The following is an 18,921-nucleotide window of genomic DNA, read 5'->3' as shown; positions in this document are numbered from 1 at the left end:
GCAAAATTACTTAATTAAAACTTGTTTGTATCCGCTTGGGACACTGTAAGGAAAAGAAAGTTCTTCGTTGAATGAGATATTATTATAATTCAGATTGATGCTGGTTTTTCCTTTTGGCTGAACCGCATTGATTTCAATACTTGTCGGCAATGTTCCCTGATCAAAATTTTTAGTGTCCGAATAAGCTATTTGCAATGTTCTATTTTCTGATGGCTGCGAAATCTCTTCTTTCTGAATCAAATATTTCTCTCCATCTAAGAAAAAGGTTTTCTTCAAATTAGCATCTTTTTCTTCGTCCAATCTAAATAGGTTATCGACAATAGTCTGCGTATATTTTCCTTTTCGTAAGTCATCAAAAGCTTCTCCAACTAATAGATTTTGAACTTTTGTATAATCTAAATCTGTTCCCAGCCATTTGCTTAAACTTGTAAAATCTCCATCGTAATAAGTGCTGTTTATTTTTTCGTAATAACTAACTTTTGATGGTGTTATTAAAGCTTTCGCCATTGTAATTCCCAAGAAACGTACGCTTATTAAAATCTGTTTGTCTTTTTCGATTCTAATTTCGGCAGTAACATTTTGGCTTTGTTTTTCATCAGCATATTTTGCACTTGCTTTTATGTAAAGTGTCGAAAAATCTAACTTATTGTCGTAATGTTTTTCGATAACTTTTTTATCCTCTTTTGGTGCAACGGTCTGGCTTGTATTTCCTTGCACCGCTACTGCTTTTGATTTACATGAAATCACGGCAATAGACAATACTAGTATTGATATATATTTTTTCATCTGAATTCTTCTTTTTATTTTTTCTTCTTTAATAATTCATTTGCCTTCAAAAAGTATTCCTCTTTTTTCTTTGCATCTCCCAATCCATTATAAGCTTCTCCTAACTGAATATTAAAATTTGATTCTAATTTTACGTCATCAACTACATAATCAAGACCCATTTCTAAAACCGTTTTTGCATTTTTAAACTGTTTCAGCTGATTGCTTCCTAAACCTCCATAATAATAAAACTGAGCCTGACTCGGATAAACTTCAATCAGCATCATGGCTCTTTTGGTCATTGGGTCATATTGTTTTGCTTGGGAATACGCTTCTAACAATAACATATTAGTCTCCAAATCAGTATCTGAATTTGCCTTTAAATCTTTTTCGTAATATTTAATAGCATTTTCAAATTGTCCTTTGCTATGATAAAATTTTCCTATTTCTTTGGCCACATCAACATTTGGGTCATTGTCGAAATACGAAATAGCTTTTTCTAAATCGGCTGCATACTGTGGATTTTTATTTACATAAATCAAAAATTCATTCAAAGTTCTGTGTTTGATTTTTGAATCGATTTTTGAACTTGCTAAAATCACATTCATCGATTTAATGGCTTTATCAGCTTGATTGGCATCCAAATAGGTTTTAAATAAACTCACTTGAGCCCATTCTGAATTTGGAATTTCTTTTGCCAATTGTTTGGCCACTTCCAGCGATTTTTCATTTTCATTATTCTTCGAATATAAAAGAATAAGATTGAGATAATTAGATTCTTCTTTCGGATCTTTTTTAATCTGCTGAACCAAATTGTCTATTTCTGAGTTCTGGTATTTTCCTTGAGATAAAATCTGCTGTTTGTAAATTTCGCGATCGGCCGACTTTCCGAATTTATCATTCATTTCGTTAATGGCTGTCAATGCCTTGTCATACTGATTGGTAATCATGTACAACGAAATGAGATCGTCTTTATACTCTTCATCAAAAACAATTATTTTTTGAATCGTTTCTATCGCAAGCGGATAGTTTTTGGTTTCGAAACTTACATCGTAAATTCCGAGCCAAAACCATTTATTTTTAGGGTCTAATTGCGTAGCTTTTTCAAAAGCATCCTGTGCATTTTGATATTGTTTAAGCAACAGGTAATTTTTCCCTAATTCAAAATAAGCAACTGCATCATTGGGTTTCAGCTTGATACATTTTTCCAATGATACAATGGCTTTATCATAATTTTCAATTCCTTTTTGTTTTAATGATTCATAAAAAGAATCCTGATATTCATCTGTTGCCATAGCAATATCTTCGGGTTCTGTCTGAGCAAAAACCGAAAATGTGCTTCCGAAGAAGGCAAAAAATAAAACAGTTAAGATTCTCTTTTTCATTATTTTAAAATTACATTTTAAACAAAACGAAATTTTGATATTTTTTATTTTATTCTAAAACTGCGTAATCACCAATACTGATACTTGTAAATTTACCATCGTAACTTACATGATTTCCGATCATGGCGTTGTCTAGATCAGCATTTTTAATTTGAGAGTTGGTCTGGATCAAACTGTTTTTAATAGTACTGTTTGTTACCTGACATCCTTTTCCTAAAGAAACATTTGGACCAACAGTGGTGTTTTTCAAGACAACATTTTCGCCAATATAACAAGGAGGAATAATAGTTGAATTTTCTAATGTTACTCCATAATCTACTAAATGTTCTCCATCGTTATGCAAGAAACCTAACATTCTCGTGTTCGTTTCAACCGTAACATCTTTGTTACCGCAATCCATCCATTCGTCTACGCTTCCAGTTTTAAAAACTTTTCCGTTTGCCATCATGGCTTTAATTCCGTCGTTGATTTGGTATTCGCCTCCGTTTTGAATATTATTATCCAAAACATTCTGAAGCTCGTTTCTTAAAACACCAACTTCTTTAAAATAGTAAATTCCGATAACCGCTAAGTCACTTACGAACTCTTTTGGTTTTTCAACCAACTCGATAATTTCATTATTTTGATTTAGTTTTACTACACCAAAAGCTTCTGGCTGGTCTACTTGTTTTACCCAAATAACAGCATCTGCAGATGGATCTAATTCAAAATCTGCTCTAATTAATGTATCTGCATAAGCAATTACAGCTGGTCCAGAAAGAGAGTCTTTTGCACACATAATTGCGTGTCCAGTTCCTAAAGGCTGATCTTGACGGTAGATCGAAGCTTTTGCTCCTAATCCTTTAGCCAAATCTTCTAAACTTGTTACAACATCATCTCCAAAGAAAGCTTCATCTCCTAATATAAACGCAACTTCTTCAATTGGTTCTTTTAATATTTTGGCAATATCTTCAACTAAACGGTGCACGATAGATTTTCCCGCAACTGGAATTAACGGTTTTGGAACGGTTAAAGTATGAGGCCTCAATCTTGATCCGCGGCCTGCCATTGGCACAATTATTTTCATTCTTTATTTGATTTTATGGGAAGATTTAAAATCTTCATTGGGTTTGGTCTTTCTCTTCTATTATTTCACGCCAGTGCTTCCAAAGCCTCCTTCACCTCTTGATGTTTCAGAAAGTGTTTCAACTTCTATCCATTCTGCTCTTTCGTGTTTTGCAATAATCAGCTGCGCAATTCGTTCTCCATTTTCGATTACAAAATCGTCATTAGATAAATTTACTAAAATTACTCCGATTTCTCCTCTATAATCTGCGTCAACAGTTCCTGGTGAATTTAAAACAGTTACGCCTTTTTTTGCCGCCAGACCGCTTCTTGGTCTTACCTGAGCTTCATAACCAATTGGCAATTCTATAAAAAGACCTGTTTTTACAATAGTTCTTTCTAAAGGTTTTAACGTAATTGGTTCTATAATATTGGCACGCAAATCCATTCCTGCAGAAGCAATTGTTTCGTAATTTGGTAAATCGTGCTGTGATTTATTGATAATTTGAATTTTCATTTTTAAATATAATTTTCTTAAAACGTCTTATTTTCTTTTCATTATTCCCTTTATAGTATCTTTTTCGAAATGGTAAACGAGGTACATAAAAGCTAAAAGCAACGGAATTCCAACATAATATTTTTCTCTAAATCCGTAAAATGAAATTATTGAAAATAATATTGAAACGCCTAAATAAGCACCAATCTTGTTCATATCGTAAGGAATCGGATAGTATTTATTTCCTAAAATATAAGAAATAAGCATCATGCTTCCATAAGCAGAAATAGTTGCAATTGCAGAACCGTAATAACTGTATTTCGGAATTAATAAATAATTTAAAATCAAGGTTATAATTGCACCTACTATAGAAATGTACGCTCCTATTTTTGTTTTATCTGTCAGTTTATACCAAACCGATAAGTTGTTATAAATTCCTAAAAAGAAATTTGCCAAAATAATTAGCGGCACCACTTTCATAGCTTCCCAGTACGATTTATTGTCTAATAACAAATATTTTAAAACGTCTGCAAAAACAATTACTCCTAATAAAATCAAGGATCCTAAAATCACAAAATATTTAGTAATAACGGCATAAGTCTGAGGTGCGTTTTCATTTTTAGCATGACTAAAAAAGAAAGGCTCAATTCCTAATCTGAAAGCTGTTGCAAAAAGAACCATAAATAATCCTAATTTGTAACAAGCAGAATAAGCTCCAACTTCAGATTTTGCTAAATTTTCTGGAAGCAAATAACCTAAAAGAATTTTATCGAAATGTTCGTTTACAGCAAAAGCCAGTCCGGCTACCAAAATTGGAAGTCCGTATTTCATCATTTTTTTCCAAAGTACTGGATCAAATTTTCGCCCAAGCGAAAGATAATTTGGAGAAAGGACAACAAATGTTGCCAAACTCGCCAAAAGATTTGCAATGAAAATATAAGCAATCTGGAAGTTTTCAATATATAGATTATCCCAAACAGAATTCGGGTTTGAAGCTGCCAGTTTTGGCAAATACATTAAGAAAAATATATTTAATAATAAGTTTATAACAACATTTCCAATCTTAATTGCGGCATAAACCATTGGTCTTTGGTTGGCTCTAAGTTTAGAAAACGGTATTAAAACCAAGGCATCCAAAACTAAAATCCATACCGAATACGTAATATACTGAACATCGACTTCGGCTAAATTAGCAAGTGTGTTTCTGAAAATGAGGGCTACAAAAAGGAAAATTATTGAAGTCCAAAATATAGAAATAGTCGAAGTAGCAATGACATTTTTCTTATCCTCTTCTGCACTGTAAAATCTAAAAAATGCCGTTTCCATACCGTAAGAAAGAACTACGTTAAAGAAAACCATCCAAGACAATACGATCGAAACTTCACCATACTCTGCTGTAGGCAAAATTCCTGTATATAATCTCACCAATAAGAAACTCAGCATTCGCGGTAAAACTGTTGCCAGTCCGTAAATTGCTGTTTGTTTGAATAGATTTTTATATAATCCCAAAATATAATTCTAATAATGTTTGTAAGACAAAAATAACCATTTCTTTTGTTTAATGGTGTTTTTGTTAATGCAATAAAGAAAAGTTATGTGTGTTTTTAAACAGTCATTTTCTTTTCATCTAAAATTTTTACAAAATGAAACCCTCTCGGAGCATAACCTTGATTATAATAAAATCGATGAGCAGCAAAGTTTCCTGTAAATGCATCCAAAACTATACTGCTGCAATTCAATTCTACTGCTTTTTTCTCTACATAATCGGTAAGCATTTTTCCAATTCCTTTAGATCGATATTCAGGATGTACCACAAAATTGTCAATTTCGAGATATTTGCCCGTCCATAATTTTGTTGCAGACCAGCATCCCGTAATTCCGATACAATTTTCTTCTTCAAAAACGGCAATTTGAGTATAATTATGCGGAACCATTTCTGAAAGAAACGATTCGTATTTCTCTTCACTCAAATTAGGATAAAGAAAACGTATGGTATCAATCTGAGAGAGCATCTCTTTTATGGTTGTTAGTTCTCGTAGTTTCATTTCACTAAAAAATTATACTTCAAAAATACTTATTTTCGACCGAAATACTTCTGAATTTAAAGCAAACGATATTTCATGTTTTTTAGAAATTTGTAAGAATCAAAAAAATAGTTTTTATTTGTGTTAATATAATAATAAGAAATCTTCAACGTTATATCATTAAAAACCACTTCTTTAGAACTTTTTTCTTAAAAAACTTCATTTCTCATTACAGATTTTTTTCAAAACATGTGAATCATATAAATATCACATGGAAATTATGTAAGATTTTTTCGTTAAACCTTTCTTAAATTTGTTTCACAGGGATTGAGAAAGCTAAATACAACCCTTATAAAAAAGGAAGCATTGGGACTAATAAAGCTTGTTTGTTCCCATAAAAGACAAAGCATAAAGGGATTGAAGTTAGCTAAAATGTAACCCTTATAAAAAAACTAAGCATTGGGATTGATAAAGCTTGTTTGTTCCCATAAAAGACAAAGCACAGGGATTGATTCTGCTGAAATGTAACCCTTAAAAAAACAGAGCAATGGGACTAATAAAGCTAGTTTGTTCCCATGAAAGACAAAGCACACAGAGTTATCTGTCTATTTTTATAAAATGGTAGTGATTCTCAACTTACTTTAATTTGAGAATCACCATTTTATAAAATTATTTTTAAAAAAGAATAAAACTTCCAATAAAAAGAAAAGCCAGCTTTATGCTGGCTTTCTTTTTTTATTATGGAATAGATTATCCGTTTAAAGCTTCTGCTCCACCAACAATTTCCAAAATCTCACTTGTAATCGCAGCCTGACGAGCTTTGTTATAAGTTAATTTTAATTGGTTTCTTAAAGCTGTAGCGTTATCTGTTGCTTTGTGCATTGCAGTCATACGCGCTCCATGCTCAGAAGCAAATGAATCACGAATACCTTTGTACAATTGTGTTTTTAAAGACTTAGGAATTAAAGCCAATACAATTTCTTCTTTTCCTGGCTCAAAAATATAATCTCCAGAAGGAGCAGCTGCATCTGTAGCGATAGGTGCTAACGGTAAAAACTGTTCTACTTGAACAATTTGAGTCGCAGCATTTTTAAACTGATTATAAACTAATTCAATTCTATCGTATTCTCCAGATAAAAATTTCTCAGTCAAATTATCTGCAATTCCGGCAACATTTTCAAAAGTTAAATGATCAAAAATTGCATTGTGATGACCGTGAACTTTATGCGTTTTGCTTAAAGCGTCGTTTCCTTTTTTACCAATAGCAAAAATATCAACTTGTTTTCCAGCGTAAAACTCTGTACGGTTTTTAATCTCTTTAATAATATTCGAATTGAAAGCACCGCATAAACCTCTATTTGAAGTTACTGCTACTAACAATACTTTTTTTACTTCACGTTGTGTAGTGTAATCTCCTCCTACTTCACCTTCTAGTGTAGCTGAAAGATCTTGCAATAACTCCGTTAATTTCTCGGCATAAGGACGCATTGCAGTGATTGCATCTTGTGCTTTCTTCAGCTTTGCAGCAGAAACCATTTTCATAGCCGATGTAATTTGCATCGTCGATGAAACGGAAGTAATTCTATTACGGATTTCCTTTAAATTTGCCATCTATTGATTAGAAAATGTGACAATTTGAAAATTAGATAATTAGAATAATGAGTGAACATTTTCTAATTATCTAATTTACCAATTATCTAATTAGTTATATTTTGCTGAGATTTCTTTTGCTGCTTTTTCGATAACGTCTGTAATAGTGTCATCTAATTTTCCAGCTTTCAAAGCATTAAGTGTATCTTTATGTTTGCTGTTTAAGTAAGCTAAGAAGTCTGCTTCGAATTCTTTTACTTTATTTACAGGAACATTTCTTAACAAGTTTTTAGAACCAGCGTAGATAATCGCTACTTGGTTTTCAACTGGATAAGGATCATTTAAACCTTGTTTCAAGATCTCAACGTTTCTTTTTCCTTTTTCAATTACATTTAATGTAACAGAATCTAAGTCAGAACCGAATTTAGCGAAAGCTTCTAATTCACGGAATTGAGCTTGATCTAATTTTAAAGTTCCAGAAACTTTCTTCATTGATTTAATTTGAGCATTACCTCCAACACGAGATACAGAGATACCTACGTTAATTGCAGGACGAACCCCAGAGTTGAACAAATCTCCATCAAGGAAAATCTGACCATCTGTAATAGAGATTACGTTTGTTGGGATATATGCAGAAACGTCACCAGCTTGAGTTTCGATAATTGGTAGCGCCGTTAATGAACCACCACCTTTTACGATTGACTTAATAGAATCTGGTAAATCGTTCATGTTTTTAGCGATACCATCATCAGCGATTACTTTACAAGCACGCTCTAATAAACGAGAGTGTAAGTAGAAAACGTCTCCAGGGTAAGCCTCACGTCCCGGTGGTCTTCTTAATAAAAGAGAAACCTCACGGTAAGCAACAGCTTGTTTAGATAAATCATCATAAACGATAAGAGCTGGACGACCAGAATCTCTGAAGTACTCTCCAATTGCAGCACCAGCGAATGGAGCGTAAACTTGCATTGGAGCTGGATCAGAAGCATTAGCAGCAACGATAACTGTATAAGCCATTGCTCCTTTTTCTTCTAACATTTTTGCGATTCCTGCTACGGTCGAAGCTTTTTGTCCGATTGCAACATATATACAGAATACAGGTTTTCCTGCATCGTAAAATTCTTTTTGATTTAAGATTGTATCGATACAAACAGTAGATTTACCTGTTTGACGGTCACCGATTACAAGCTCACGCTGTCCACGACCAACTGGGATCATAGCATCAACTGCTTTTACTCCTGTTTGTAATGGCTCAGTAACTGGCTGACGGAAGATAACTCCAGGAGCTTTTCTTTCTAATGGCATTTCGTATAAGTCACCACCGATTGGCCCTTTTCCATCAATTGGAAAACCAAGAGTGTTAACAACACGTCCTACCATTTGCTCACCTACTTTAAGAGAAGCAATACGTTGAGTTCTTTTTGCAGTAGATCCTTCTTTAAGTCCAGTTGATGGTCCTAATAATACAACCCCAACATTATCCTCTTCAAGATTCAATACGATACCTTCCATACCGTTATCAAATTCTACTAACTCACCATATTGTACATTAGATAGCCCGTAAACACGAGCAATACCGTCTCCAACTTGAAGTACTGTTCCTACTTCCTCTAGCGTAGCACCAGATTCAAAACCTTCTACTTGCTTTCTTAATATTGCTGAAATTTCAGCAGGTTTGATTTCCGCCATCTTAATTTATAATTTAGACACTTTTTGTGTTATAAAACTAATTACTTAACTCTCTTTTTAATACTTGTAATCTGTTTGCAACAGAAGCATTGTATTGATTATCTCCTATTCTCAAAATAAATCCACCGATAATTGAAGGATCTACTATATTTTCAATTGTAATTTTTTTATCTGATAAAGTTGCAACTTTTGCTAAAACTTTAGCTTCTAAAGCAGCATCCATTGGGATCGCTGTTGTAACTTTCGCTACTTCAACACCATTATTTTCATCAAATAATTTACTGTATCCTAATGCAATTGCATGTAGAATTTCAAATCTTTTGTTTTCGAATAATAAACGGAACAATCCTTTTGTCACTCCATTTACATTTGCAAAAACTTCTAAAAGAGCACCTTCTTTAACTTCAACTGTAGTCGTTGGGTTCTGAATAAATGCACTCAATTCCTCATTTGTTTCAATTGCATTAGCAATTGATTTCATATCGTTATTGACAGCTTCGGCAACACCTTTAGAGTTTGCTAAGTCTAGAATTGCTTTTGCATAACGAATTGCTGCTCTTGTACTTGCCATAATCTTAGTTTAACTTTACGTCACCTAACATTTTCTCCACCAATTTAGTTTGAGATTCTTTGTTAGATAATTCTTCTTTCAATAATTTTTCAGCAATACTCAATGATAGTGTAGAAACTTGAGATTTCAATTCTGCCATTGCAGCATTTTTTTCGCTTTCGATAGCCGCTTTAGCTTGCTCAATCATTTTTTGACCAGCTTCTTGTGCTTCGTTTTTAGAATCAGCAATCATTTTCTCTTTCATTTCGCGAGCTTCTTTCAACATCGCGTCACGTTCTGCACGAGCTTCATTCAAAATTCTTTGATTGTCAGCTTGTAAATTTTCCATTTCTCTCTTTGCGTTTTCAGCAGAAAGCAATGCATTTTTAATACCTTCTTCTCTTGCAGTAATAGATTCCATAATTGGTTTCCAAGCAAATTTTACTAAAAGCAAAATTAGTATTACTAAGATTAAAGCCTGCCAGAAGAATAATCCGAATGAAAAATCGTTAATTAACTTATCCATTTTATATAACTATATTAAATATTTAATTTCTTTTTTAAAGTAACAACACCTTTAACCAACCGTTAAAGATGTTGTTAGTTTTTTCTTTATTAGTTTTTTCCTAAGATCAAAGCAGCAAATGCTAAACCTTCTAATAAAGCAGCGATAATAATCATCGCAGTTTGGATTTTACCAGCAGCTTCTGGCTGACGAGCAATAGCGTCCATAGCAGATCCACCGATTTTACCTAAACCTAAACCTGCACCGATTACTACTAAACCAGCACCTACTAAAGTTGGAATTGTTCCCATAAGTATTTATATATATAAAATTAAACTTCTAATTAAATGATTGCGTTTTCTTCCTCATGTGCATGTCCGTGATCATCATGATGGTGATCTTGAACAGCCATACCAATAAACAATGATGATAACATTGTGAAGATAAACGCTTGTAAAAATGCAACTAAAACTTCAATAACAGAGATGAATAGAGTTAATCCTAATGAGATTGGTAAATCTGCTGCTAAATTTTTTCCAACAAAAATCATTGCAATTAAACTCATAATTACTACGTGACCTGCAGTAATGTTTGCGTACAAACGAATTAATAATGCGAATGGTTTTGTTAGTGTTCCTAAAACCTCAATTGGAGCTAAGATAATTTTCATTGGAACCGGTACTCCTGGCATCCAGAAGATGTGTCCCCAATAATCTTTGTTTGCACTAAATTGTGTAATAATGAAAGTAAATAATGCTAAACAAACTGTAATTGCAATATTTCCTGTTACGTTGATTCCTAGTGGAGTCATTCCTAATAAGTTTAACAACCAAACAAAGAAAAATACAGTTAACAGGTAACCCATATATTTACGGTATTTTGTCTCTCCAATATTAGGAACTGCGATTTCGTCTCTAATGAAAATAATAAGTGGTTCTAAAACTCTACCAAATCCAGTTGGGATTGGTCCTTTTTTATATGATTTTGCTAAACCAGTAAACATTAAAAATAATAATACTGATACGAAAAGCATTGAAACAACATTTTTAGTAATTGAAAAATCTAATGGTTTTTCATTTGAAGGATGACCGTGCTCATCAAAGTTGATTGTTCCGGCTGCATCTGTTTTGTAAATTTTACCGTGAACTAATTTATAGTAGCTACCGTCAACTTCTGCAACTTCTTCTCCGTGGTGTAATTTTGAAGAAGAGAAAACTTTTAAACCTCCATCAATAAGAATAACTGGTAATGAAAAACCATAGTGCTTATTTTCTTTTTCATCTGAAAAGAAAACAAAGTCATGAGAATCTTGTAAGTGGTGATCAATAAAAGCGTCCACTTTTGCTTTTGGGTCAAGAGCAACATGCTCTCCTTCTTCGTGAGCATTATGTGAAACTACTTTCTCTTCGTGAGCAGTTTCAGTTTGAACATGCGTCGAATCATTCTCTGGATTTGCAAAACCCATAATAGGTAGAGAAGCAACAAAAGCTGCAAGAATAAAGCTGAGTGGTTTGTTTGAAATCACCATATCGTGGAAAATCTTATTTTTTTACGTTTCTAAAATTTGGTGCAAAGGTACATTTTTTATTAATATTCAAAAGGATATGAAAAATTATTTTTAAACCTTGTTTTAAAGAATTGTTATTTTAACGCTTTTCATTTAATAATCGGACAGTTAAAAGCGTCTGAAATAACAAAAACAGCACAAATGTTATAAAAAAACTAACTTTTTCAACATCGGTTTCTCCAGTTTTGTTTTTTAAGATCGGCTGCAGAGCTAAATAGGCTAATAACATTTGTGTAAAAGTTCCGAATAAAAACGCCATTCCGACGATTTCAAAATTCTTCTTTTTTACTACTAATAATATAAGGTATAATAAAGACGAAATTGCGAAGAACGATAAATACAGTATTTCTAGACTGTAATGAAAGTTCTCTGTTTTAATTTCGCTAAAGAAAAAAAGGGCTTTATGTACTATATAAGTTCCTAAAGCAAGACATAACAAATAAAATAGCGGTTTGTAATTTTTTGAAAGCATTCGAAATAATTTTAGTGCAAAGATGCAACTTTTATCTCAAGGCGTTTTATATACAAACTACTTTGTTTTATTGATGTCATTTACTTGTCGGATTACATTATATAATGCAACGCCAACTCCGGCCAATACAAAAATGGTGTTATAATATACTTTTGGGCTTGGATGTTTCTCGTCGAGCCAGGTTCCGAAATAAGAGAATACAAAGATGATTACTCCCATTTGAAAAGGAATATTAATAAATGCCAGCCATTTATTTCTCCTATTATTGTTCGGTTCCTTTTCCATCTTCTAGCATGATTACTGTATTGGAATGGGCAAGCATCGTACAGGTTGCTGTGAAGTCAGCTCCTGGTTCTATCGAAAGTTTTCCTACTGCTACTTCTCCGTGTATTTGAGCAGTCGATTTAATATTAAGCGTTTCTAGAACTTTTATTTTTCCGTGAAATTCTCCTTCAATGTCTGCATTGTTACAGATAATTTCTCCTTTAACAACTCCTTTGGCCCCAATCACTATTTTGCCCTGCGAAGTAAAATTTCCAATCAATTCGCCGTCTAATCTAAAATCGGCTTTAGAAACGATGTCTCCTACTATTGATGTTCCTTCTACAATTCTGTTTGTTTTTCCTAATTGTTCAGTTCCGTTTTTTTTTACTTTTTCAAACATGGCGGTTAAGATTTTAAGGGGTTTTCGGGGTAAGGTATGCGTCTAAATTCTTTTTAATCTGAACAATTTTATAATTATCATTTGATATAATTATTGCCTGATCTGGAATTTTATATTTTTTATCTTCTCTAAAAACTCCTGCAATATCATTTGCATAAGCTTCAGATTTTAAACCATGAATAACTACAAAACTTTCTGTTTTATTGTATTTATCCAGAGATGTTGTCAATCTTTCGTAATTTTCTACTAATAAAAATACTCTAATAGCTTCTTCAATTCTTTTAACCGTTTTTGTATCGGTATTAGCAACACGGTATAATATTTTCCAGTTTTTAGTGTCGGTTGTGGTAAAATTGAGTTTTTCTAAAACAGGAACCTGTTTTTCTAGAATTTCTCTAGCGTTTTTACCCTCTTCACTATTTGGATAATTATCTGCCACATTCTCAAGTCCTTTTTTATAGGCTTCTAAACCATTTACTTTTCCTAAAGTGTTGGCTTTCAATAATTCGTATTTAGAAACAATATCATCTCCAGAATATTGGTTAATCAAATTGTCAATATTGGCTAAGACTTCATCAAAATGTTCTTCTTCAAAAAGTTTATACCATTTTTGATATTCTTTGTCGGGACTAGAATTTGAATCTTCTTCCTTATTATTTATAATGTGAGCATATCTTGAATCTGGATATTTCGTAGAAATCTCCATTTTTATAGCTTCTGCTTTTGCCGGATTTGTAATTTGATAAATTTTGTACAAATTATACATTGATGGCAACACCAGTTTTTCTTCAGGATTGTTCTGAAGCAATTGTTCTAGTTTGTCGCTCGCCAAATTGTATTCTTTAAACTTCTCCTTATATATAAGTCCTAATTGATAGTACGAAAAATTACGTTCTTTACCAATGCTGTCCATCGCCACTTGCGAAGTTGGAAGCTGTTTTACATAATAGGCAACCGTATATTTTTCTGGTACAATTGTATCATTCATTGCATTGGCAACTTCTTTTGTAGCAATTGTATCATTCATGGCATTATCATTGGCTGCTTTTATTCCTGCCAATCTCCAGTTACCGCCCAAAGTTCTGTTACCCCACATTTTTTTAAACTGAAGTTTTCCGTAGGCAACTGTTGTCGGATTGTAAAAATAAAATGAACTAGCATTATCGTTTCCACCTGGAGGCATTCCAATTCCTTCTGGTTCTGCAGGTCTACCCAATGATTGCGGATTTACAGCTCCATTTCCAGGAATCTCGGCTTGAGAGTTTCGATCGATATTTGCTAATCGTTCTTTTTCTTTTTCTTCTAAAAGTCTTTTGGCTTCGTCTTTCTTTTTAAGCTCGGCTATATAATTTTCGAAATAATCTTTCTTTTCGTTTGGCGGCAAATTATACACCTTAATAATACTATCGTTGCGTTTTGCAATCGCTTCGTACTTAATTACGTCATCAAGATTTTTTCTGTTTTTTTCTATAAAAGCAAATTCTCTGGTTTTAGGATCCATTTTTACCAAAGTACTGTCATAGTATTTTGCTGCCATACTATAATCTGTATCTTTAAAATACATATTCCCAATATTTCTATAGGCAGAAGCCATCAAATACGGATCTTTAGATTTTCTTCTTAAAGATTTATTGTAGTATACTAAGGCATTTTCCTGATCTTTCTTTTTATCATAATAAACTCCCATTTCATAAAAAAGAACATCATAGTAAGGGCGATTTTCACGATCGGTTACCAATTTATTAAATGTCTTTAAGAAAATCGTATCATTATCTTTTCCATAATCAAACATTTGTGCTTTTTTCGCGTAAGCGTGCATCATATATTTACGATCTGCTTTTCTATTTAAATCAATTACTTGATCGTAAAAATAAACCGCACTATCCTTTTTGCCTTCTGCCTGATACATTTGGCCAAGGATAAAACGATATCTTGCACGTTCTTCGTTATTTCTGGTAAATTGTTCTGCAATTCTAAGTTTAGCAACGGCGCTGTCTTTTTCCTCCAAATTTAGATATGCTTCTGCCAAAAGAGCATTTGCATCTGCATAAGTTTGTTTGTCTAAATCTGTTTTTTTAAGTAAAATTTTGATGTTTTTAAGAGCAATTGCATCGTTGCCTAAACGCATATTGGTTTTTTCGCGCCAGATTTTTGCAATATTAATATTATCGCTTTCAGGATATTTATATAAAACATAATTGAATGCTTCAATTGCCGGAATAAAACGCTGATCGTAATATCTTGCTTTTCCCAACATTAAGTAAGCTTCATCAATCTGATAATTTTTTTCTCTACCGCCAATATTCATTGAGTGTTTCTGAATGGCTTTTGTAGCTTTTGTTTCTGCCAGCTCAAAATCTGGGTTTTTAGCTTTTTCACCTTCTGAGAAGTTTTCATCAAACTGCATTTTTTCAATTGGCAGCAGTTTCCAGAAATTGTCTTCGTTATTAGCCTGAATAGATTTTAATCCTTTATCCAAACCAATTCCGCCATTGTACAAAATGTTATATTTTGTGCTTAAAGCATGGGAATTTCTAGACAAAAAAGTATTTTTTTTGGTAGAACAAGCTATCAAAAAGAATAAAAAAACGAGAGTAAAACTATATTTAAGAGTATTCTTTTTCAATAGAAACGAGTTTAAAACAGATAACTACTAAAAATTGGTTTTAGTATATTCATTTGTAAAAATACGCTTCTTTTTTAAATATAGAAATTCTTACACAGCAAAAAACAATTCTAGTTCTTGTAAGGTCTCTTTTGAAGTCTGAATGTCCTTCACTATTTCGCCTTTGTTAAGAACCACAATTCTATTGCAAACCTCGACAGTATGCTGTAAATCATGACTTGAAACTAAAACAGTTACGTTTGGATCATCGGCTAATTCTTTGATAATTTTTTTTAATCGGCTTACTGTAGTTGGATCTAAATTTGCAAAAGGTTCGTCTAAAATAACTACTTCTGGATTTCCAATAAGTGTTGCAATGATTCCCACTTTTTTCTGGTTTCCTTTGGACAGATCTCGAAGGTATTTTTTGTTCTTCAAAATTTCGCCATTAAAAAACTCTTCATGTTTACCTAACAGCGCATCGACATCTGCTTTGTTCTGATTTCGCAAATCGCCAATAAAATAAAAATATTCTTCTGGAGTTAAATATCCGATAAGGAAATTTTCATCTAAAAAAGATCCTGTAAAAGATTTCCATTTTTCGCTTGTATTTACTTGAATATCATTACTTTTAATATATCCCGTTGAAGGCTGAATAAGGTCTAAAAGTAGACTGAAAAAAGTGGTTTTTCCTGCTCCATTATTTCCCACCAATCCAAAACTTTGTCCTTTTGGAATTTCTAGATTACTGATATTTAAGACTGTAGTTTGGTTATATTTTTTTGAAAGCTGATTTACTTGTATCATGATAATTTTAGATTTTTGATTGTAGATTTTTAGATAATTATCTAATTGACTAATTCTCTAATTAACTAATTGGTTAATTAACTCTTTTGCTTATAAGCACTTATCGTACTGTACTTCTCTATTTTGTATCTCTTTTCTATTAATGAAAAAACTTTTTCCTTAAAAATAAATCCGATAACTCCTGCTCCTGCTACGAGAGATAATCCAATCATTTTATTTCCGAAATAAAGTCCTAACGCATACAGTCCTAGAGGCAATAAAATTTTTGGCAGCGACAAAAGCATGGCGCTTACATTAAACGCTTTTTTATCTCCAAAAGCTCCGCCAGCATTACTTAAATCGATTGGAGTTTTGGTAAATGCCCCGCCTAAAAGAACCAAATGAGAGTTTACTCCAATATTGTAAATGGCTCCTACAACAATAGTTAAATAAACTTCCCATCCAAAAAACAAATAGAACGATGCCAATATGGTCGAAATGAAAGTCGCTATAACAATAAGCCACCATTTAGAAGTAATGTAGCCTCTGTACGGAATATTCTGTGTCATCATTAATTGATAATACGAACTATCCCAACTTGGCACAAACTGCCCGAAGACAAATAGAAATCCTCCCGAAACAAATATTCCCGCAAAAATATGCATCGCTTCTGGTTGGTGCGTGTTTCCGAAAAAAATCAATCCGTAGAATAAAAAAATCACACTCATTAAAATAGTTGTTTTTGACCTTTTATTTCTTTTAATGAGTTTAATATCATTTTTAAGAAAAGTGCCTAAAGTTCCAAACTGATTGAGCCACGAAAGATTTTCTGTAGAAGCAATATCTTGTTTTACAGAAAGTCCTGCATCGAGATATAAGTTTTTTTCGAAGTATTTAAAAGTAAAAAAATGCAACGCAATCAACACTAAAATCGGAACCAAAAATAAGCCGTCGATGTCATAAAAACTTTGAAAAAATGGAGTTGTAAATAATGTAATATCAAATAGTTCATAATACTGCGCACCTCCTAGAGCTACAATCAATATTAAAAACAGGGCGAACAGTTTGTCAATATTGCTTAAAATAATATTCAAAAAATTGTTGATGTAAATGATAGACATTACTCCCAAATGCCAGAAAATAATTTCAATAACATCGTAGCCGTTTAAAATCAAGACAACCGAAAACGGAATAAAAAATAAAGCATGAATCCAGTTAAAGAAAGACAAAACCGTTTTGCCTAAAGAAAAATGGACAATCGTTGGTTTCTTTAAAGGAAGAACCAGTAATGGCTTAATATTCAAGACTGGGATTGGTTGCAATAAGAGTCTAATTACTAAATCAAATAGGAAGTAGTAAATCAGAAATTTATTAATGGTTAGTAGTGGCTCCAGTTTCATTTCTTTAAGCATGTAAAATGCTCCAACTCCCATACCAATAAAAATTAATGAAAAATAGACCATCAAAAAGCCCATTATGATTTTCATTGCCAGATTTTTACCGAAAGATGCCGATCTGATAAAAGCTTTCCATTCGAGATAAATAAACTTCTTAAACATGGTTTATGGTTTTAGTATTTTTGTAGTAAGAGACCAAATGTAGGAAAACGTTACAAAAAAAGTTAAAAAAAATAATTTAGTGGCAAACTTTTAATAGTGGTTTGCTACTTTTGCATAAAAATTCTATCATGCCTTCATTCTTAAAACTTATAATTAAAGAGGTTAAACGCGAAACTGCAGAGGCTGTTTCGATACTTTTTAATGTTCCTGAAGAACTAAAACCAGACTATAAATTTGTAGCTGGTCAATATATAAATTTAAAATTAACACTTGACAATCAAGAAATTAGACGTGCTTATTCTATTTGTTCTGCACCAGACAGCGGCGAACTAAGAATTGCTGTAAAAGCGGTAAAAAATGGTCTTTTTTCTCAGTTTGCCAATACTAAATTAAAAGCTGGAGATGTTCTTGAAGTAGGACAGCCAGAAGGTAAATTTACTTTTGAGCCAGATGCTGAAAGACAAAAAAACTACGCAGCATTTGTTGCAGGTAGCGGAATTACTCCTGTTCTTTCTATTATAAAATCGGTTTTAAAAAATGAACCAAAAAGTTCATTTGTATTGGTTTACGGAAATAAAACTCCTGAAAACACGATTTTTCATCAAGAACTTCACGATTTGCAATTGCAATACGTAGGCAGACTTTTTGTGCATTATGTATACAGCCAAGCGAAAGCTGAAAACGCATTGTTTGGAAGAATTGAAAAATCGACTGTGAATTTTGTTTTGAACAATAAACACAAAGAACTTGAATTTGATAAATTTTTCCTTTGCGGACCAGAAGAAATGATTAATACTGTTTCTGATGTTTTGAAAGAGAAAAATGTAAAAGAATCTGCGATTAAATTTGAGCTTTTTACTTCTTCTTCTGAAGAAAATGTAATTCAGGGTTCTCAAGAAGGTCATACAAAAATTACAGTTTTGGTAGACGACGAAGAGACTACTTTTGAAATGTCTAAAAAACAAACTATTCTAGATGCCGCACTAAAACAAGGTGTTGACGCTCCATATTCTTGTCAAGGCGGAATCTGCAGCAGCTGTTTAGGTCGTGTAACAAAAGGAAGCGCAGAAATGACGAAAAATTCTATTTTAACTGACAGCGAAATCGCAGAAGGTTTAATTTTAACTTGCCAAGCACATCCAACATCTGAAACCATTTATGTGGATTACGACGACGTATAAATTGTAAAATTCCAAAAAAATATAAATTCCAAATTCCAA

General features: G+C 32.6%; 19 protein-coding genes. 1 reads left to right on the top strand and 18 read right to left on the bottom strand.

Annotation, left to right across the window (positions count from 1 at the left end):
- Positions 1-6: 6 nt before the first annotated feature.
- From lolB1 to AC3E9W_RS02550, 18 genes are all read right to left on the bottom strand, one after another.
- Positions 7-786 carry a lipoprotein insertase outer membrane protein LolB1 gene (gene lolB1, locus AC3E9W_RS02635; RefSeq protein ID WP_488766680.1) on the bottom strand — a complete coding sequence of 260 codons (780 nt, stop codon included), beginning with the start codon at positions 784-786 and terminating at the stop codon, positions 7-9.
- A gap of 14 nt (positions 787-800) precedes the next feature.
- On the bottom strand, positions 801-2,150 hold the full coding sequence (locus AC3E9W_RS02630) for a tetratricopeptide repeat protein (protein WP_488766679.1): 1,350 nt from the start codon (positions 2,148-2,150) through the stop codon (positions 801-803).
- A gap of 49 nt (positions 2,151-2,199) precedes the next feature.
- Positions 2,200-3,216, bottom strand: a complete 1,017-nt coding sequence (locus AC3E9W_RS02625) for a sugar phosphate nucleotidyltransferase (RefSeq protein WP_306154081.1) — start codon at positions 3,214-3,216, stop codon at positions 2,200-2,202.
- A 60-nt stretch (positions 3,217-3,276) separates the two neighbouring features.
- On the bottom strand, positions 3,277-3,711 hold the full coding sequence (gene dut, locus AC3E9W_RS02620; protein WP_008465845.1) for a dUTP diphosphatase: 435 nt from the start codon (positions 3,709-3,711) through the stop codon (positions 3,277-3,279).
- Positions 3,712-3,738: 27 nt separating this feature from the next.
- Positions 3,739-5,199: a lipopolysaccharide biosynthesis protein gene (locus tag AC3E9W_RS02615; RefSeq protein ID WP_306154079.1), complete on the bottom strand. Its 1,461-nt coding sequence runs from the start codon at positions 5,197-5,199 to the stop codon at positions 3,739-3,741.
- A gap of 95 nt (positions 5,200-5,294) precedes the next feature.
- Entirely contained in the window at positions 5,295-5,735 is a 441-nt protein-coding gene (locus tag AC3E9W_RS02610; protein ID WP_488766676.1) for a GNAT family N-acetyltransferase, read from the bottom strand.
- A gap of 729 nt (positions 5,736-6,464) precedes the next feature.
- The gene (atpG, locus tag AC3E9W_RS02605) at positions 6,465-7,325 is read right to left on the bottom strand and encodes an ATP synthase F1 subunit gamma (protein ID WP_306154075.1); all 861 of its coding nucleotides are present in this window, start codon (positions 7,323-7,325) and stop codon (positions 6,465-6,467) included.
- A gap of 90 nt (positions 7,326-7,415) precedes the next feature.
- Positions 7,416-8,993, bottom strand: coding sequence for a F0F1 ATP synthase subunit alpha (gene atpA, locus AC3E9W_RS02600; RefSeq protein WP_306154073.1), 1,578 nt, complete (start codon positions 8,991-8,993; stop codon positions 7,416-7,418).
- 37 nt (positions 8,994-9,030) lie between these two features.
- A complete protein-coding gene (atpH, locus tag AC3E9W_RS02595) occupies positions 9,031-9,564 on the bottom strand; it encodes an ATP synthase F1 subunit delta (RefSeq protein WP_488766674.1) in 534 nt (177 codons plus the stop codon).
- Between the two features lie 4 nt (positions 9,565-9,568).
- The gene (locus AC3E9W_RS02590; RefSeq protein ID WP_012023142.1) at positions 9,569-10,069 is read right to left on the bottom strand and encodes a F0F1 ATP synthase subunit B; all 501 of its coding nucleotides are present in this window, start codon (positions 10,067-10,069) and stop codon (positions 9,569-9,571) included.
- Between the two features lie 89 nt (positions 10,070-10,158).
- On the bottom strand, positions 10,159-10,359 hold the full coding sequence (gene atpE / locus AC3E9W_RS02585; protein WP_026727281.1) for an ATP synthase F0 subunit C: 201 nt from the start codon (positions 10,357-10,359) through the stop codon (positions 10,159-10,161).
- Positions 10,360-10,391: 32 nt separating this feature from the next.
- Positions 10,392-11,576: a F0F1 ATP synthase subunit A gene (atpB, locus tag AC3E9W_RS02580; RefSeq protein ID WP_306154065.1), complete on the bottom strand. Its 1,185-nt coding sequence runs from the start codon at positions 11,574-11,576 to the stop codon at positions 10,392-10,394.
- A 118-nt stretch (positions 11,577-11,694) separates the two neighbouring features.
- On the bottom strand, positions 11,695-12,087 hold the full coding sequence (locus tag AC3E9W_RS02575; RefSeq protein ID WP_306154063.1) for a hypothetical protein: 393 nt from the start codon (positions 12,085-12,087) through the stop codon (positions 11,695-11,697).
- A gap of 57 nt (positions 12,088-12,144) precedes the next feature.
- The gene (locus tag AC3E9W_RS02570) at positions 12,145-12,372 is read right to left on the bottom strand and encodes an AtpZ/AtpI family protein (RefSeq protein ID WP_095930601.1); all 228 of its coding nucleotides are present in this window, start codon (positions 12,370-12,372) and stop codon (positions 12,145-12,147) included.
- Complete coding sequence (locus tag AC3E9W_RS02565; RefSeq protein ID WP_456891541.1) at positions 12,350-12,751, bottom strand: bactofilin family protein; 402 nt, start codon at positions 12,749-12,751, stop codon at positions 12,350-12,352. Before AC3E9W_RS02565 ends, AC3E9W_RS02570 begins: the two co-directional genes overlap by 23 nt.
- A 13-nt stretch (positions 12,752-12,764) precedes the next feature.
- A complete protein-coding gene (gene porW / locus AC3E9W_RS02560) occupies positions 12,765-15,377 on the bottom strand; it encodes a type IX secretion system periplasmic lipoprotein PorW/SprE (protein ID WP_488766670.1) in 2,613 nt (870 codons plus the stop codon).
- Between the two features lie 90 nt (positions 15,378-15,467).
- Entirely contained in the window at positions 15,468-16,163 is a 696-nt protein-coding gene (locus tag AC3E9W_RS02555) for an ABC transporter ATP-binding protein (RefSeq protein ID WP_488766668.1), read from the bottom strand.
- A gap of 77 nt (positions 16,164-16,240) precedes the next feature.
- Positions 16,241-17,701: a DUF5687 family protein gene (locus AC3E9W_RS02550; protein ID WP_488766666.1), complete on the bottom strand. Its 1,461-nt coding sequence runs from the start codon at positions 17,699-17,701 to the stop codon at positions 16,241-16,243.
- A 128-nt stretch (positions 17,702-17,829) separates the two neighbouring features.
- Between AC3E9W_RS02550 and AC3E9W_RS02545 the strand changes: the two genes are divergently transcribed.
- A complete protein-coding gene (locus tag AC3E9W_RS02545) occupies positions 17,830-18,882 on the top strand; it encodes a 2Fe-2S iron-sulfur cluster-binding protein (protein ID WP_488766664.1) in 1,053 nt (350 codons plus the stop codon).
- Positions 18,883-18,921 lie beyond the last annotated feature (39 nt).

Source organism: Flavobacterium sp. 38 (genome assembly GCF_057799715.1).
The sequence above is the reverse complement of the archived record's forward strand: the minus strand, read 5'-3'. Positions and strand labels throughout refer to the sequence as shown.

Coding starts and splice junctions, on each gene's coding strand:
- AC3E9W_RS02545 (WP_488766664.1), top strand. CDS start 17,830: ATGCCTTCATTCTTAAAACTTATAATTAAAGAGGTTAAACGCGAAACT.
- AC3E9W_RS02570 (WP_095930601.1), bottom strand. CDS start 12,372: ATGGAAAAGGAACCGAACAATAATAGGAGAAATAAATGGCTGGCATTT.
- AC3E9W_RS02630 (WP_488766679.1), bottom strand. CDS start 2,150: ATGAAAAAGAGAATCTTAACTGTTTTATTTTTTGCCTTCTTCGGAAGC.
- AC3E9W_RS02610 (WP_488766676.1), bottom strand. CDS start 5,735: ATGAAACTACGAGAACTAACAACCATAAAAGAGATGCTCTCTCAGATT.
- AC3E9W_RS02575 (WP_306154063.1), bottom strand. CDS start 12,087: ATGCTTTCAAAAAATTACAAACCGCTATTTTATTTGTTATGTCTTGCT.
- AC3E9W_RS02590 (WP_012023142.1), bottom strand. CDS start 10,069: ATGGATAAGTTAATTAACGATTTTTCATTCGGATTATTCTTCTGGCAG.
- atpG (WP_306154075.1), bottom strand. CDS start 7,325: ATGGCAAATTTAAAGGAAATCCGTAATAGAATTACTTCCGTTTCATCG.
- dut (WP_008465845.1), bottom strand. CDS start 3,711: ATGAAAATTCAAATTATCAATAAATCACAGCACGATTTACCAAATTAC.
- atpA (WP_306154073.1), bottom strand. CDS start 8,993: ATGGCGGAAATCAAACCTGCTGAAATTTCAGCAATATTAAGAAAGCAA.
- atpB (WP_306154065.1), bottom strand. CDS start 11,576: ATGGTGATTTCAAACAAACCACTCAGCTTTATTCTTGCAGCTTTTGTT.
- atpE (WP_026727281.1), bottom strand. CDS start 10,359: ATGGGAACAATTCCAACTTTAGTAGGTGCTGGTTTAGTAGTAATCGGT.
- lolB1 (WP_488766680.1), bottom strand. CDS start 786: ATGAAAAAATATATATCAATACTAGTATTGTCTATTGCCGTGATTTCA.
- AC3E9W_RS02555 (WP_488766668.1), bottom strand. CDS start 16,163: ATGATACAAGTAAATCAGCTTTCAAAAAAATATAACCAAACTACAGTC.
- AC3E9W_RS02565 (WP_456891541.1), bottom strand. CDS start 12,751: ATGTTTGAAAAAGTAAAAAAAAACGGAACTGAACAATTAGGAAAAACA.
- AC3E9W_RS02550 (WP_488766666.1), bottom strand. CDS start 17,701: ATGTTTAAGAAGTTTATTTATCTCGAATGGAAAGCTTTTATCAGATCG.
- AC3E9W_RS02625 (WP_306154081.1), bottom strand. CDS start 3,216: ATGAAAATAATTGTGCCAATGGCAGGCCGCGGATCAAGATTGAGGCCT.
- atpH (WP_488766674.1), bottom strand. CDS start 9,564: ATGGCAAGTACAAGAGCAGCAATTCGTTATGCAAAAGCAATTCTAGAC.